Below are 13,911 nucleotides of genomic sequence, written 5' to 3' on the forward strand. Positions count from 1 at the left end.
CGGGCGCGTGGCACGGCGCGTGGTCGTGGCGGCCGGTCGCCCAGCGGTTGCGTGCCGCGGGGACAACGTGGTCGCACCGACGCTGCCGGGCCTCGCGGACGGCGACGATCCCCGTCGTTTCACCCTCGAGGACACAGTCGACTTCCTCGTCGATTTACTCGACGGCCACGACCTGACCGACGTCACGCTGGTCGCCCACAGCTGGGGCGGTTACCCCGTTTTCGGTGCGGCCCACCGGGTTCCGCACCGGGTGCGCCGCCTGGTCTTCCACAGCGCGTTCGTGCCGGAGAACGGCGTGCTGCTCGTGGAGGACGTCCCGCCGGGGCACGCCGCGCTCTTCCGGCAGCTCGCGCAGGAGTCGGGCGACCATTCCGCGCTGTCGACGCTCGGCCTGCCGGTCAGCTACCTGTCCGGCGAATGCGACCTGGCCATGCCGCCGGGCGACTACGCTTGGTGCCCGCGGTTCCCCGCCCTGCTCGGGGTCGAGCCGATCACCGTTCCGGGCGACCACGAGGCGTTCCTGACCCGCCCCGACGCGTTCGTGGCGGCACTCCTGCACTCACACACCGTCGACGGCTGAACCGCGCGTCCCGATCTGAGTGGTTCCTGGCCGGACAAAGGCGGCACGACGGGTGCCGCGATCGGCACCATGGAGACGGAGACAATCCGTCGAGAAAAGAACGGAAGCGCAGCAGTCATGTCAGAGATCATCGCGGGTGTGGAGGTCCCCGAGACGGCGGCGGTCGTCGAGGCGTCGCGTCTCATCCAGGAAACGACCAACCCCCTCATCTACCACCACTCCCGCCGGGTTTACTTCTTCAGCCAGTTCCACGCGCAGCGGCTCGGGGTGAAACCGGATCCGGAACTGCTCTACCTGGCCGCGATGTTCCACGACACCGGGCTCATCACGCCGTTTTCCGACGTGGAGCAGCGGTTCGAGGTCGACGGCGCCGACCACGGGCGCAAGTTCCTGCTGGACCGGGGTTTCTCGCCCGCGGCCGCGGACACCGTGTGGACGGCCATCGCCCTGCACACCACGCCGGGAATTCCGGGGCGCATGGGCCCGGAAATCGCCACGACCCACCTCGGCGTGCTGACCGACGTGCTCGGTTTCGGTTTCGACGGCCTGGACCTCGCCCAGGTCGAGGAAATCCTCGCCTTCCACCCGCGCGGCGATTTCAAGAACGATTTCCTGCGCACCTTCGTCGACGCGCTGAAGCACCGCCCGGAAACCACCAACGGAACGGTGAACTCCGACATCCTGGAGCACTTCATCCCCGATTTCTCCCGCACGACCACCGTCGAGCGCATCACCGGCTCGCCATGGTCGAGCTGACCCGGCCACCGAAATGGACGACCGACACAGTCTGAGCCGGGGCGCCTCCTTCGCCCTGCTCGTCTTCGCCAACGTGCTCCTGATGGCGTCGACGAGCGCGCCCTCGCCGATCTACCCGGTGTACCTGCAGCGGTGGGGCTTTTCGGTGACGATCCTGACGGTCGTTTTCGCCGTGTACGTCGCCGGGCTGGTCGGCGCGCTGCTGACGGTCGGTTCGCTGAGCGACCACGTCGGGCGCCGGCCGGTGCTGGTCGCGGCGCTCCTGGTGGCCGCGGCCGGCACGGCGATCTTCTGGGCAGCCGGCGGGGTCGGCGCGCTCGTGACGGCCCGGATCGTGCAGGGCCTCGCCACCGGGATGGCGACGGGCGCGCTGGCCGCCGGGCTGGTCGAGCTCTCCCCCGCGGATCGCCCGCACCGCGGACCGATGATGACCGCCGTGGGGACGAGTTTCGGCCTCGCCGCCGGTGGCGGTGTGACAGGCCTGCTCGTGCAGGCCGGCCCGCACCCCGACGCGGTGGTCTTCCCGGTGCTCACCGTGGCGTTCATGGCCGTCGCCGCGCTGGTCTTCGCCATCCCCGAGACGGCCCGCCCACGGCCTGGCGTGCTGACGTCGCTGCGCCCGCGCGTCCGCGTGCCGCGCGAGACGCGCCGGGCGTTCTTCGGCGCGGTGCCCGCCATCGTCGCGGGGTGGTCACTGACCGGGTTGTTCCTCGCGCTCGCCCCGTCGCTCGTGACCGAGGTCCTGCACGTGCGGTTCGGCGCCGCGGGCGGCCTCGCCATCGCGGTGCTGTTCCTCGCCAACAGCGCGGGCGGCCTGTGGGCGGCGCGGCACACCGCCCGGATCGCGACCCTGATGGGCGCGGTCCTGCTGGTCGTGGGCGCGGCGGTGCTGGCAGGTGCCCTGGGTTTCGGCTCCGCGGCCGGCTTCCTCGGCGGGTCGGTGATCGCCGGGCTGGGCGTCGGCCTGACGTTCACCGGGACGCTGCGCGGCATCAGCGCGGCCACCACCACGAAGACGCGGTCGGAAGTGTTCTCCGCGGCCTACGTCGTCAGCTACGCGGCGCTGAGCCTCCCGTCGCTGGCGGCCGGGCTGGTGGAGCCGTACTGGGGGCTGGAGACGACGGGCTACGTGTACCTCGCGTTCGTCGGGGTGCTGTCCGTGAGCGCCGCCGTGCAGTCCTCTTCGGCCCGGCGAGTTGCTGAACTCGTTGCACCCCAACACCACTGACTGTCCTGAAAGGACCCCAAATGCAAGCCATCACCGCACAGGACCAAAGCGTTGGCGTCGGCGGCCTCAAGCTCGCCGACGTGCCCCACCCGCACGCCGCCGAGAACGACGTCATCGTGCGCGTCCACGCCGCCGGCTTCACCCCGGGCGAGCTCGAGTGGCCCGGCACCTGGACCGACCGCGCCGGCCGCGACCGCACGCCCAGCGTGCCCGGGCACGAGCTGTCCGGCGTCGTCGCCGAGCTGGGTTACGGCACCACCGGCCTGAGTGTCGGGCAGCGCGTGTTCGGCCTCACCGACTGGCTGCGCGACGGTTCCCTGGCCGAGTACACCGCCGTCGAGGCCCGCAACCTCGCGCCGCTTCCCGCGGACATCGACCACACCGTGGCCGCCGCGCTGCCGATCTCGGGGCTGACGGCGTGGCAGGCGCTGTTCGACCACGCTTCGCTGTCCGCCGGCCAGACCGTGCTGATCCACGGCGCAGCCGGCGGTGTCGGGTCCATCGCGGTGCAGCTCGCCCGCGAGGCGGGCGCCCACGTGATCGGCACCGGCCGCCCCGCCGACCGCGACTTCGTGCTCGGCCTCGGCGCGCACTCCTTTGTGGACACCGCATCCTTCGAGTCCGCCGGCCCGGCCGACGTGATCCTCGACGTCATCGGCGGCGAGGTCCTCGAGCGCTCGACGAAGCACATCCGCCCCGGCGGCACTGTCGTGACCATCGCCGCGCCCCCCGAGGTGGGCGGTTTCTAGGGGTGGTTGCAACACCTGAGTTGTTCAGGAGTTGCGCGGGTGTCCAGATCGGAACGAGACCGAGCGTCGGGAAGCAGATCTCGAAGCGTTGATCGGCGTGGCCGGGCTCTGCGTGAGGAGCGGGCGGCCTATTTTGCGCTGGTGGAAGCAGGTTTAGGCAGCAGAGAAGCGGCCCGGCGGGTCGGGATCAACTATCGGACTGCGAAACGGTGGCGGGTCACCGCGGCCTCGGCTGCGGCACCGGTGGTGCCGGCGGTGGTCTCGTCGCGGTTTCTGAGCCTGGGCGAGCGGATCCGGATCGCCGACCGGGTCCGCCAGCCCGGGATCTCGCTGCGGACGATCGCGGCCGAGCTAGGTCGCCCGGTCTCGACGATCGCGCGGGAGTTGCATCGCAACCGGCAATCGGGTGGGACCTATCAGCCTCATGCTGCGCACGAGTTGGCCGCTGGGCGTCGGGCCCGTCCGAAAGTGGGCAAGCTGGTCGCCGATCCGGTGTTGCGGGCCGTCGTTCAGGATGGGCTGGACCAGCGGTGGAGCCCGCAGCAGATCGCCCGCAGGCTGCGCCGCGATCACCCTGACCGGTCGGAGTGGCACGTGACCTGCGAAACCATTTACCAAGCCCTCTACGTTCAGGCCCGGGGCGGTCTGCGCCGGGAGGTGGCCGGCTGGCTGCGCAGCGGCCGCGTCACCCGCCGGCCCCACGTCCGTCCGGATCAGCGGCGGCCGCGGATGGCCACCGAGATGCTGATGATCAGCGACCGGCCACCGGAGGTCGCGGATCGGGCGGTGCCCGGGCACTGGGAGGGCGACCTGATCATGGGCGCGTTCAACCGGTCGGCGATCGGCACCCTGGTGGAACGCGCCACCCGCTACGTGATGCTGCTGCACCTGCCCGACGGCTACGCTCCCTCCGCCGTTCGTGATGCTCTGATCGCGAAGATCGCCACCCTGCCCGCCCAGCTACGCCGGTCGCTGACCTGGGACCAAGGCAGCGAAATGCACCTGCACGGCCAGTTCACCCAAGCCACCAGCATGCCGGTCTACTTCTGCGACCCGCACGCCCCCTGGCAACGCGGGTCCAACGAGAACACCAACGGCCTGCTCCGGCAGTACTTCCCCAAGGGCACCGATCTGGCCGTCCACACCGCCGAACATCTGAATGCGGTTGCCGCCGAACTCAACGACCGCCCCCGCATGACCCTCAACTGGGACAGCCCAACCGAACGCATGACACAGTTACTCACCACCGACCACCACCAGCAGTGTCGCAACGACCCTTAGAAACCGCCGTGCAGCCGGCCGACGGGCGCGCCGTTTTCTTCGTGGTGGAACCGGATCGCGTGCGCCTGGCGGACCTGGCCCAGCGCGTCCGCGACGGACGGCTCAAGCCGATCGTCAGCAACGTGCGCCCGCTCGCCGAGACCGCCGAAGCGTTCGCGCGGCGTCAGCGGACTCAGGGCAAGACGATCATCCAGGTGGCCGAGTGATCAACCCGCGTGTCGCCGGCGGCCTGCTGCTCACCGCGGTGGCGGTCGCCGGCTGCTCGTCCGCAGCCGAGTCCCAGCCCGCGGCTCCTACTTCGGCTCCGGTCTCTGCTTCCGGTCATCCTGCCGAGACGCTGACCCCGCTTCTCGCCCAGGCCCTGCCGAACATCCCGGGCAAGACGTTCACCTCGTCGATCGTCTCGTTCCCGCCGTCTGCCAGCGCGGCCCCCCACCGCCACGGCGACGCTTTCGTCTACGCCTACGTGCTCGAAGGCACGGTCCGCAGCCAGCTCGAAGGCCAGCCCGCCCACACCTACCACCAGGGCGAAAACTGGACCGAACAGCCGGGCGCGCACCACGTCGCCACGGACAACGTCAGCGCGACCGAACCGGCGAAACTGCTGGTCGTGTTCGTGGCGCCGACCGGAGAACAACTGAAGGTGGACGACCCGCACGGCTGAGCCGCGGGGAACCCGGTCTGACCCGACAACCTCACCGCTTCGCGATCAGCGATCAAGAAGCGGTGAGGTTGTCGAGCATCAAGGACAGGGTGAAGTCGAACCGGTCGTGACCGGACCCGGACGTCAGCTCGGCCGCGTGGCGCCGGGTGTGGGGAAACCGCTCGGCCGGCAGAGCACCGAGCCGCTCGACGAGGTCCTCCCGGCTGAGCACCCAGTCGTCGTCCTCGTTCTTCCGGCGCTGGTGGACCAGCGACCGCTCCCAGGCATACGCGGTGACGTACAGCGTGAGTGAGTCCAGCGCCCACGCCGCGGTCTGCGCGGGGACACCGCCGGCCAGCAAGAGACCCAGGATGCCCTCGCTGACACGCAGGGTTTCCAGGTGGGTGGGGACCAAGGCGAGCGCCGCACGAGAGACGCCGGGGTACTTGAGGTACTGGTCGCGCATCTGGGCGTAGACGTCGTGGATCTGCTGCCGCCACGTGGCGGGGTCCGGCTCGGGCAAGGAGATTTCCGAACAGAGCCGGCCGATGAGCAGGTCGTCGAGGTCGGTCTTCGTGGTGATGTGGGCGTAGAGCGACGACGGGCCGGTGCCCAGCACGGCGGTGACGCGGCGGATGGTCAGCGCGTCGTAGCCCTCGGTGGCAACGACCTGCAACGCGGCGTCCGTGATGCGCTCGGCGGTGATGGGCGGCTTGCGGGAAGCGGAGGGCTCGGAGCGCTGAGCACGGCGGGAGGCGGCGGGCATGTGCGCCACCCTACCTTGACACGAACTTAGTTCGTCATTTAGAACTTAGTTCGTGTCTACTGAACTTAGTTCGTTAACCGCGCCACGAACGTCGCAGCTCCCCCTCCGCCAGGCCTGGCTGGTGCTGGTCGTCGTAGTCGTCGCCGAGCTCATGGACCTCGTCGACACGAGCGTCGCCAACCTGGCCGGACCCTCGATCCGAGCGGACCTCGGCGGGGGGCCGATGACGCTGCAGTGGGTGCTCTCGGCCTACACCGCGGCGTTCGCGCTCGGCCTCATCACCTCGGGCCGCCTCGGTGACCTGCTCGGCCGCCGGCGGCTGTTCCTGCTGGGCATGGCCGGCTTTACCGTCGCGTCGCTGGCCTGCGGCCTAGCGCCCAGCGCCGGGCTCTTCATCGCCACCCGCGTGTTCCAGGGCCTGTTCGGCTCCGTGATGATCCCGCAGGGTCTCTCACTGGTGAAGATCGTCTTCCCGCCCGAGCACCTGCGCAAGGCGCTCATGCCCTTCGGCCCGATCATGGGCCTGGCCACGGTCGCCGGCCCGGTCCTGGCCGGTTGGCTGCTGCACCTGGACCTCTTCCGCAGCGAATGGCGCTCGATCTTCCTCATCAACGTCCCGTTCGGCGTTCTCGCCGGCGCGCTCGCCTGGTGCGTCCTCCCCCGTCACAGCGGCGAAGACCGCACCGCGCGCCTCGACCTGCGCGGCGTCGGCCTGCTCACCGCCGGTTCGGCGTTGCTGATCGTGCCGCTCATCCAGGGCCGCGACCTCGGCTGGCCCGTGTGGACGTACGTGATGATCGCCGCCGGGCTGGTGGCCTTCGGGCTGTTCGTCGCGTCCGAACGCCGCAGCCCGCACCCGGTCATCGCGCCGTCGTTGTTCCGCAAGCGCAGCTTCGTGGTGGGTCTGCTGATCGTCGGCGGGTTCTACGCCGCGCTCAGCGCGTTCGTCCTGGTGCTCAACCTGCTGCTGCAGTCCGGCATGAACTGGTCACCGTTGCAGACCGGCTTCGCCCTGATCCCGTGGGCAGCCGGCACGGCGGTCGCCACGCTGTTGTCCGGTGCGGTCCTCGCCGCGAAGCTCGGCCGCTTCAACCTCGACCTGGGACTGGCCGTCGCGGTCGTCGGCCTGCTCGGTCTCTGGTGGTCGATCTCCCACTGGGAGGCCGCCATCACCGTGTGGCAGCTGGCCCCGGCCCTGCTCGTGACCGGGCTCGGTTCCGGGCTGTTGTTCGTGCCGCTGTTCGATTTCATCCTCGGCGACGCCACCACCGAAGAGGTCGGCACCGGCGCCGGCGTGCTCAACGCCGCTCAGCAGTTCGCCAACGCTATCGGCGTCGCCGCGCTCGGCACCGTGTTCTTCGCCCGCGTCGGGCAGCCCTCGGCGGCAACATACATGTGCGCTGCCGAGCTGGTGTTCGGCCTCTGCGCCGGCGTTTACGTGCTGGTGCTGCTGCTGGTCCGGTTCCTGCCGAAGCATGCCCAGCGGTGAAGCTCAGTCGCCAAGGCCGTAGCGGCGGATGCGCTTGTACAGGGTGCCGCGCGACATGCCGAGCCGGTGCGCCGCCGCGGTCTTGTTGCCGCGGCAGGCGATCAGGACCTCGCGGATGATCTCGGCTTCCGCGTTCTGGAGCGGGTTTTCGTGCTCCGACAACGAACCCGCGCTGAAGATCAGGACACAGCCATCCTCGAACCGGCCGGGGGTGACGGGGCGGACGGTGGCGACGCGGCCGTCGGCGAGGGGCAGGTGCGTGGCCGAGGGGCCGGCTTCGCGCAGCATCCACCACAGCGTCGCGCGGTCGGGCAGGGTCGCGGTGGGGCCGCCGTCGCTGATCATGATCTCGCCGTCGAGCGTGATCACGGTGGTGCCGGGCAGGGAGCGGAACGTCATGTGCGCGTCTACCAGCCGGCGCTGCCGGGGCGTGGCCGCGTCTCGCAACGCCGAACGCAGGCGCTCGGCGAAGGCCACGACGGCGGCCATCACGAACCGGTTGGTGTGCTCGGCGCGGCAGCACACGTTGACCGAGCCGAGCAGCAGTCGCGTGGTCGGGTCGACGATCGGAGCGGTCGCGCAGGTGTAGGGGTGCCAGGCCTGTTTGTAGTGCTCGGCACCGACCACCATCGACGCGGAGCGCACCGCCATCGAGAGCCCGACCCCGCAGGTGCCGACGCCGTCCTCGACGTAGCGGTGCCCGGGCTCGACCTCCACCTGCTGCAGGTCACGGCGCAGCGCGGGGTCAGACTCCCAGCGCCAGGTGAGCGTGCCGCGCGGGTCGACCAACGCGACCGACGCGGCGTCGCCCACGAGCAGATCGGCCGTGCCGGGGATGACGCGGCCGCCGACCGCGACGAGCAGGGTTTCGGGGTCGAACTCGGCGGGCGCGAGGTCGAGCCGCTCGGGATCGACGCCGGACTGCCGCGACCGCACCCACGACTCCTCGATCTCCGGCCGCGCCGCCCCGCGGCGATCGGCCTCGAGGAACTGCTGCCAGACGTCCGAGGTGGGCACGGGCGGCTCCTCTCCTGGCGTCGGCGCCGGGAACCCCGAGTGTGCAGGATCGGCGAAGCGCGCTGCCAGCCCCCGATCGGGCGGGGTGTTCATCTTTTGAACGCTTCCGCCTCGAGCCCGGTGTGGCGCGGCACACCGGCGTTACCGTCGATCACCCGGCCGGCGAAGTCAAGGAGGACTCATGCGTTTCGGCGTCTTCATGGCCCCGTTCCACGCCTCACCGATCAAGAGCCCGGTCGCGGCCCTCGCTCGCGACGTCGAGACGATCAAGCTGCTCGACCGGCTGGGCTACGACGAAGCGTGGATCGGCGAGCACCACTCCTGCGGCGTCGAGCTCATCGCGAGCCCGGAGATCTTCATCGCCCACGTCGCGGCTCAGACGAAGACGATCAAGCTCGGCACCGGCGTGCTCTCGCTGCCGTACCACAACCCGTTGTGGGTGGCCGACCGCGCGATTCTGCTTGACCACCTCACGCGCGGCCGGTTCATGCTCGGCCTCGGCCCGGGCTCGCTGCCGACCGACGCGTCCATGATCGGCCTCGACCCCCTCAGCCAGCGCGGCGCGCTGGAAGAGGACACCGACGTGCTGATGCAGCTGCTCAACGGCGCCGAACCCGTGACGGCCAAAACCGACCGCTACCAGCTGCGTGACGCACTGTGCCAGCTGCGGCCCTTCACCCAGGGCGGGCTGGAGGTCGGCGTCGCCGCGATCGCGTCGCCGTCGGGGCCGCGCATCGCCGGCAAGCACGGGCTCAGCCTCCTGTCGATCGGCGCGACGCTGACCGGCGACCTCGACCTGCTGGCCCAGCACTGGGACGTCGCCGAGGAACGCGCCACGCAGTTCGGCACCACGATGAACCGCGACGGCTGGCGCCTTGTCGGACCGATGCACCTGGCCGAGACGAAGGAGCAGGCCTACGCCGAAGTCGAGCACGGCCTCGACGACTGGTGCGACTACCTGCAGCACGTCGCCGCCGTCCCCCACTTCGAACCCGGCGGCGCGACCTTCACCGAGCGCGTCGACTGGATCAACGCCAGCGGCATCGGCGTGATCGGCACGCCGCAGGACGCGATCCGCCAGATCGGCAACCTCGAGGCGCAGTCGAAGGGCGGCTTCGGCTCATACCTGATGATGGCGCACGAGTGGGCGACCCCGGCCGCCACGGCGCGGCACTACGAGCTGTTCGCCGAAGCCGTCGCCCCGCACTTCCAGCAGCGGCTCGACCGCCTCGCCGCCACCGAGGCGCAGGCGAAGAAGCTGCGGGCCGAGCTGCACAGCCGGCAGGGCCAGGCCCTGGAGGAGGCGAAGGCCCGGCACGAAGCGGAGAAGTCCGCCTGATCGGCGCGGGCGCGGCGGCACCGGTTCCGGTTCCGGCTCCGGTGCCGCTGTGGACGTTTCCGTTGGTCAGGTGGGCATCGCGCGCGAGTGGGCGGCGCGGAGCTCGGCGAGCTCTCCGGCCTCCGCCTGGGTTCCGACCATCGAGATGTCGCGGACGTCAGGGCCTGGTTCGCGGTCCAGCGACGGGATTTCGACATCTGCGCGGTCGAGGAGAACCATCGCCGTGGCGAGGAAGCCTTCCACCATCGACCGCAGGATCAGGTGGGTCGAGCGCTGGTAGCGATCGACGAGGGCATCGACGAAGGCGGTGAAGACCGGCAGGTCGATCGCCCACTCGTCGGCGTTCGCGATGTGGTCCGCCGGGCTGATCCCGGTGGGCAGGTCCACGATCGGGGCCACCGCGTCGGCGGAGCGCACAAACGCAAACCGACGCCGTTCGACGGGTTCCACACCACGGTGTCACCAACCCAGGAGTTCTGACTCATACGCTCACTCCCCCATCTGGTGCTTTGAGGCCGCGTGAGCGTACTGAGCGCATCCGGCCGTCGGCGATCGCTTTTGCCGGAAAACGAAGCGACAGCCCGCCCGCGCGTGAATACCTTCGGGCGCATGGACACCACGTCTCTCACCTGGCAGCCGCTCACCCGCGCCGACGCCCAGGCAGCGGCCGATCTGCTCAACGCCATGGAGACCGTCGACCGGATCGGCGAGCACTACACCGCGCAGGACACCCTCCAGGAGCTGGTCGACCCCTACGCGGATCTGGAGCGCGCGAGCCTGACGGCTTTCGACGGTGACGTGATGGTCGGGTACATGAAGATCCGCTACAAGCGGTTCGCCGAAGAGGTCCACCGCGTGTTCCTCGACGGCGGCGTGCACCCGGACCACCGGCGCCGGGGTATCGGCACCGCGCTCGTCGAGGCCGGGGTGGCGGCGGCGAAAACGCTGCACGCGCTGCACCACCCGGACCTGCGGCTCGCGATCGACGTCCACAAGGCCGGGCACATCGCCGGCCTGGCCGAACTCCTGGGCCCGCAAGGCTTCGCGCCCGTCCGGCACTTCCAGCACATGGAGCACCCGCTCGGCGCCGCGCTCCCCGAAGCGGAGATCCCCGACGGGCTGCGGATCGAGCAGTGGTCGGAGGACAACGACGAGGACTTCCGCGTGACCCGCAATAAGGCGTACGCGGACCACTGGATTCCGGCGCCGGTGCCCGCGGACAACTGGAAGAACAAGATCGCCAACCACACCTTGCGGCCCGAGGCCAGTTTCCTGCTGCGCGACGCGGCGGACGGCACCGCGGTGGGAGTGCTCGTGGGCAACCACTGGGAAGCCGACGCAGCGGTCACCGGTGTCCGCGACGTGCACTTCATGGTCATCGGGACGATCCCCGCCTACCGCAACCGCGGCGTCGCCGGCGCGCTGATCGGGCAGGCGCTGCGGGCGGCCGCCGAGCACGGCTTCGACCGGGCCAGCGTGAACGCGGACTCGGCGAGCCCCGCGGGCCCGTCCGGGATCTTCGCGAGGGCCGGCTTCACGTCGAAGCGGCCGTACGTCCGCTGGGCGCTCGAAGTCTGACGCGCGGGGCAAGCTCACCTCTCGCAGATGAGGCCGTTCACGACCCGCGCCCAGATGCTCGCCATGAGGGACGCGACGCAGAACGGAGGCAGATTCATGACGATCGGACCCATCCAGCTCGTTGTGCTGGGATTTCCGGACCCGGACTTCCACGGCGCGATCATCACCGAGCTCGAGCGCCTGAGGGAGAGCGGCACCGTCAACGTGGTCGACGCGCTGGCCGTGCACAAGGATTCAAACGGCGAGATCGAGGTCGCCCACCTGAGCAACCTCAGTGACGAAGAGGCCATCGAGCTCGGCAGCAAGGTCGGCGCGCTGATCGGGCTCGGGATCGACGGCGAGGAAGGCATGGAGGCCGGCGCTCTCGCGGGTGCCGAGAAGGCCGCCGAAGGCGTCGAGGTGTTCTCCGACGAAGACGCCTGGGACGTCCTGGAGGAGATCCCGGACGGTTCCGCCGCCGCTCTCGTGCTGCTGGAACACCGCTGGGCCATCCCCTTGCGCGACGCCATCGCGGAGGCGGGCGGGTTCCGCATCTCCGACGGCTTCATCAGCCCGCTCGACCTGGTCGCCATCGGCCTGGTCACGGCGGAGGAAGCGCAGCAACTGCACGCCTTCGAGACCGCCACACCCAGCCGCACCTGAGACAGGAGGCAGACCATGTTCGGATCCCGCAGGGTCGCCCGCCGCACCTCGCGGCGCACCGCCCGGCGCGTTTCCCGGCGCCGGCGCTGAACCACCGGGGCCGCGTCGACCGGGAATGCCCGCGCGGCAACGACATCGGCCGAGCTCGACGGCCGTCCCGGCGCTGTCCGATGTGGACACCGCCGGAGTGCCGCGATCGTCGCGTCGACGCGACCCGGCCCCTACACTCGACGGATGCCGGACAACGACCGTCCCGCGTGCGTCGAGGACGTGCACGAACTCGCGCTCGCGATGCCGCACGTCAAGATCTGGCCGGGGACCGAAGGCAAACCCGTGTACCAGGTCGGCGGCAAGTCGTTCGTCTTCTTCCGCAACCCGCGACCGGACGCCTTCGACCCCGACACGGGTGAGCGCTACCCCGACGTGATCGTCTTCTGGGTCCCGTCGGAAGCCGACAAAGAAGCACTCGTGCAGGACGAGGCCACGCCGTTCTTCACCACCCCGCACTTCCGCGGGCACCTGTCGGTGCTGGCGCGGGCGGGCCGCCTCGGCGAACTCAGCCGGGGCGAGCTGGCGGAGGTGGTGCAGGAGGCGTGGCTCTCGCGCGCCTCCGCCCGCAGGGCGGCCGCGTGGCTCGCCGAACACCCGCCTCCGGCCGGCTGACGCGCGAGGCCCGCTCTCCCGACGATCAGGAGACCCAGTCGTAACCCGGCCGAGTCTTGACCGGGTGACTGTTATCGCTAACACTATGCGCCGGAAAGAGTGACGCGGACCACCCGGACGAGGAAGGCGGTGACGTAGTGTCAGCAGGAGCGGCCGGAGATCGGCAGGCGAGCCTCACCGACGTGGCCGGCCTCGCGGGCGTCTCCCACATGACTGTCTCGCGGGTCATCAACGGCACCGGCCCGGTCCGCCCCGAGACCCGCGCCCGGGTGATGGCCGCGGTGGAGGAGCTGGGTTACCGGCCCAACTCCGCGGCCCGCGCGCTCGTCACGGGCCGCTCCGGCACGCTCGGCGTCGTCGCGCTGGAGTCCAATCTGTACGGACCCGCGAGCACCCTGTACGGCATCGAGAACGCCGCCCGGGAAGCCGGTTACGCCATCACGATCTCGAGCGTGAGCCGTCCGGGCCGGTCGTCCATCGCGGACGCGGTGGAGAGCCTGCGGCGCCAAGCCGTGGAGGGGATCGTCGTGATCGCCCCGCACGTCACGGCCGGGCAGGCGCTGGCCGGAGTGCCTTCGGCGGTCCCGGTGGTCGCCGTCGGCGGCGGCGAGGGCGCGCCGGTTCCGGTGATCTCCGTGGACCAGTACGACGGCGCCCGCCGCGCGACCGAGCACCTGCTCGCGCTCGGGCACCGCACGGTGTGGCACGTCGCCGGGCCGGAGGACTGGCTGGAGGCGCTCGAGCGCGAGCGCGGCTGGCGCGAGACGCTGGAGCGCCACGGCGCAGAGGTGCCGCCCGTCATCCGCGGCGACTGGAGCCCGGCGTCGGGCTACGCCGCCGGGCGGACGCTGGCCAAGAAGGTGTCCGCCGGAAACGGCGGGCTGGACGCGGTGTTCGCCGCCAACGACCAGATGGCGCTCGGGCTGCTGCGCGCGTTTACCGAGACCGGCATCGGCGTGCCGGCGGACGTGCACGTCGCCGGCTTCGACGACGTCCCCGAGGCCGCGTACTTCACGCCGCCGCTGACCACGGTGCGCCAGGACTTCATCGAGGTCGGCCGGCGCACGTTCGGGCTGCTGACCGAACGGATGGGCGGCGGCGACCAGCACGTGCGGTACCTGGTCGAGCCCGAGCTGATCGTCCGGGAGAGCACCGGACCACGCTGAGCGCGGTCCCCACC

At 70.6% G+C, this 13,911-nt stretch carries 15 protein-coding genes and 1 pseudogene; 13 read left to right on the forward strand and 3 right to left on the reverse strand.

Annotated elements, in window-relative coordinates:
- Window positions 1-67 precede the first annotated feature (67 nt).
- The 7 genes and pseudogenes from ABZU76_RS09145 (at window position 68) to ABZU76_RS09175 (ending at window position 5,258) form a co-directional block, all read left to right on the forward strand.
- Window positions 68-580, forward strand: a complete 513-nt coding sequence (locus ABZU76_RS09145; protein ID WP_354866686.1) for an alpha/beta fold hydrolase — start codon at window positions 68-70, stop codon at window positions 578-580.
- 117 nt (window positions 581-697) lie between these two features.
- The gene (locus ABZU76_RS09150; RefSeq protein ID WP_354866688.1) at window positions 698-1,336 is read left to right on the forward strand and encodes an HD domain-containing protein; all 639 of its coding nucleotides are present in this window, start codon (window positions 698-700) and stop codon (window positions 1,334-1,336) included.
- A 13-nt stretch (window positions 1,337-1,349) separates the two neighbouring features.
- Window positions 1,350-2,564, forward strand: a complete 1,215-nt coding sequence (locus ABZU76_RS09155) for an MFS transporter (protein ID WP_354866690.1) — start codon at window positions 1,350-1,352, stop codon at window positions 2,562-2,564.
- Window positions 2,565-2,584: 20 nt separating this feature from the next.
- A pseudogene (locus ABZU76_RS09160) lies at window positions 2,585-3,295 on the forward strand (NADP-dependent oxidoreductase); the annotation flags it as partial.
- 261 nt (window positions 3,296-3,556) lie between these two features.
- Window positions 3,557-4,594 (forward strand): IS30 family transposase, encoded by a 1,038-nt coding sequence (locus ABZU76_RS09165; protein ID WP_354866799.1) that lies wholly within the window; start codon window positions 3,557-3,559, stop codon window positions 4,592-4,594.
- A gap of 8 nt (window positions 4,595-4,602) precedes the next feature.
- Entirely contained in the window at window positions 4,603-4,800 is a 198-nt protein-coding gene (locus ABZU76_RS09170) for a zinc-binding dehydrogenase (RefSeq protein ID WP_354866692.1), read from the forward strand.
- Window positions 4,797-5,258: a cupin domain-containing protein gene (locus ABZU76_RS09175; RefSeq protein WP_354866694.1), complete on the forward strand. Its 462-nt coding sequence runs from the start codon at window positions 4,797-4,799 to the stop codon at window positions 5,256-5,258. Before ABZU76_RS09170 ends, ABZU76_RS09175 begins: the two co-directional genes overlap by 4 nt.
- A 52-nt stretch (window positions 5,259-5,310) precedes the next feature.
- Here the strand turns inward: ABZU76_RS09175 and ABZU76_RS09180 are convergent, their stop codons facing one another.
- Complete coding sequence (locus ABZU76_RS09180) at window positions 5,311-6,003, reverse strand: TetR/AcrR family transcriptional regulator (protein WP_354866696.1); 693 nt, start codon at window positions 6,001-6,003, stop codon at window positions 5,311-5,313.
- A gap of 121 nt (window positions 6,004-6,124) precedes the next feature.
- On the opposite strand from ABZU76_RS09180, the gene ABZU76_RS09185 reads away from it, so the two are divergent.
- Complete coding sequence (locus ABZU76_RS09185; protein WP_354866698.1) at window positions 6,125-7,492, forward strand: MFS transporter; 1,368 nt, start codon at window positions 6,125-6,127, stop codon at window positions 7,490-7,492.
- A gap of 3 nt (window positions 7,493-7,495) precedes the next feature.
- On the opposite strand, the gene ABZU76_RS09190 is transcribed toward ABZU76_RS09185, so the two are convergent.
- Window positions 7,496-8,509 carry a helix-turn-helix domain-containing protein gene (locus ABZU76_RS09190; protein ID WP_354866700.1) on the reverse strand — a complete coding sequence of 338 codons (1,014 nt, stop codon included), beginning with the start codon at window positions 8,507-8,509 and terminating at the stop codon, window positions 7,496-7,498.
- 181 nt (window positions 8,510-8,690) lie between these two features.
- Here ABZU76_RS09190 and ABZU76_RS09195 point away from each other — a divergent pair, with 181 nt between their 5' ends.
- Window positions 8,691-9,848: an LLM class flavin-dependent oxidoreductase gene (locus tag ABZU76_RS09195; protein WP_354866702.1), complete on the forward strand. Its 1,158-nt coding sequence runs from the start codon at window positions 8,691-8,693 to the stop codon at window positions 9,846-9,848.
- 66 nt (window positions 9,849-9,914) lie between these two features.
- On the opposite strand, the gene ABZU76_RS09200 is transcribed toward ABZU76_RS09195, so the two are convergent.
- Window positions 9,915-10,265: a DUF6086 family protein gene (locus ABZU76_RS09200; RefSeq protein WP_354866704.1), complete on the reverse strand. Its 351-nt coding sequence runs from the start codon at window positions 10,263-10,265 to the stop codon at window positions 9,915-9,917.
- Window positions 10,266-10,457: 192 nt separating this feature from the next.
- Between ABZU76_RS09200 and ABZU76_RS09205 the strand changes: the two genes are divergently transcribed.
- From ABZU76_RS09205 to ABZU76_RS09220, 4 genes are all read left to right on the forward strand, one after another.
- Window positions 10,458-11,426 carry a GNAT family N-acetyltransferase gene (locus ABZU76_RS09205; RefSeq protein WP_354866706.1) on the forward strand — a complete coding sequence of 323 codons (969 nt, stop codon included), beginning with the start codon at window positions 10,458-10,460 and terminating at the stop codon, window positions 11,424-11,426.
- Window positions 11,427-11,522: 96 nt separating this feature from the next.
- A complete protein-coding gene (locus ABZU76_RS09210) occupies window positions 11,523-12,068 on the forward strand; it encodes a hypothetical protein (protein WP_354866708.1) in 546 nt (181 codons plus the stop codon).
- A 234-nt stretch (window positions 12,069-12,302) separates the two neighbouring features.
- A complete protein-coding gene (locus ABZU76_RS09215) occupies window positions 12,303-12,731 on the forward strand; it encodes an MmcQ/YjbR family DNA-binding protein (RefSeq protein ID WP_354866710.1) in 429 nt (142 codons plus the stop codon).
- A gap of 137 nt (window positions 12,732-12,868) precedes the next feature.
- Entirely contained in the window at window positions 12,869-13,897 is a 1,029-nt protein-coding gene (locus tag ABZU76_RS09220; protein ID WP_354866712.1) for a LacI family DNA-binding transcriptional regulator, read from the forward strand.
- Window positions 13,898-13,911: the final 14 nt, after the last annotated feature.

The organism is Amycolatopsis sp. NPDC005232, assembly GCF_040607795.1.
GTDB lineage: Bacteria > Actinomycetota > Actinomycetes > Mycobacteriales > Pseudonocardiaceae > Amycolatopsis.

Bases quoted from the DNA above. Each gene is read 5' to 3' on its own strand.
- ABZU76_RS09150 (WP_354866688.1), top strand. From the start codon at position 698: ATGTCAGAGATCATCGCGGGTGTGGAGGTCCCCGAGACGGCGGCGGTC.
- ABZU76_RS09205 (WP_354866706.1), top strand. From the start codon at position 10,458: ATGGACACCACGTCTCTCACCTGGCAGCCGCTCACCCGCGCCGACGCC.
- ABZU76_RS09210 (WP_354866708.1), top strand. From the start codon at position 11,523: ATGACGATCGGACCCATCCAGCTCGTTGTGCTGGGATTTCCGGACCCG.
- ABZU76_RS09215 (WP_354866710.1), top strand. From the start codon at position 12,303: ATGCCGGACAACGACCGTCCCGCGTGCGTCGAGGACGTGCACGAACTC.
- ABZU76_RS09180 (WP_354866696.1), bottom strand. From the start codon at position 6,003: ATGCCCGCCGCCTCCCGCCGTGCTCAGCGCTCCGAGCCCTCCGCTTCC.
- ABZU76_RS09155 (WP_354866690.1), top strand. From the start codon at position 1,350: ATGGACGACCGACACAGTCTGAGCCGGGGCGCCTCCTTCGCCCTGCTC.
- ABZU76_RS09195 (WP_354866702.1), top strand. From the start codon at position 8,691: ATGCGTTTCGGCGTCTTCATGGCCCCGTTCCACGCCTCACCGATCAAG.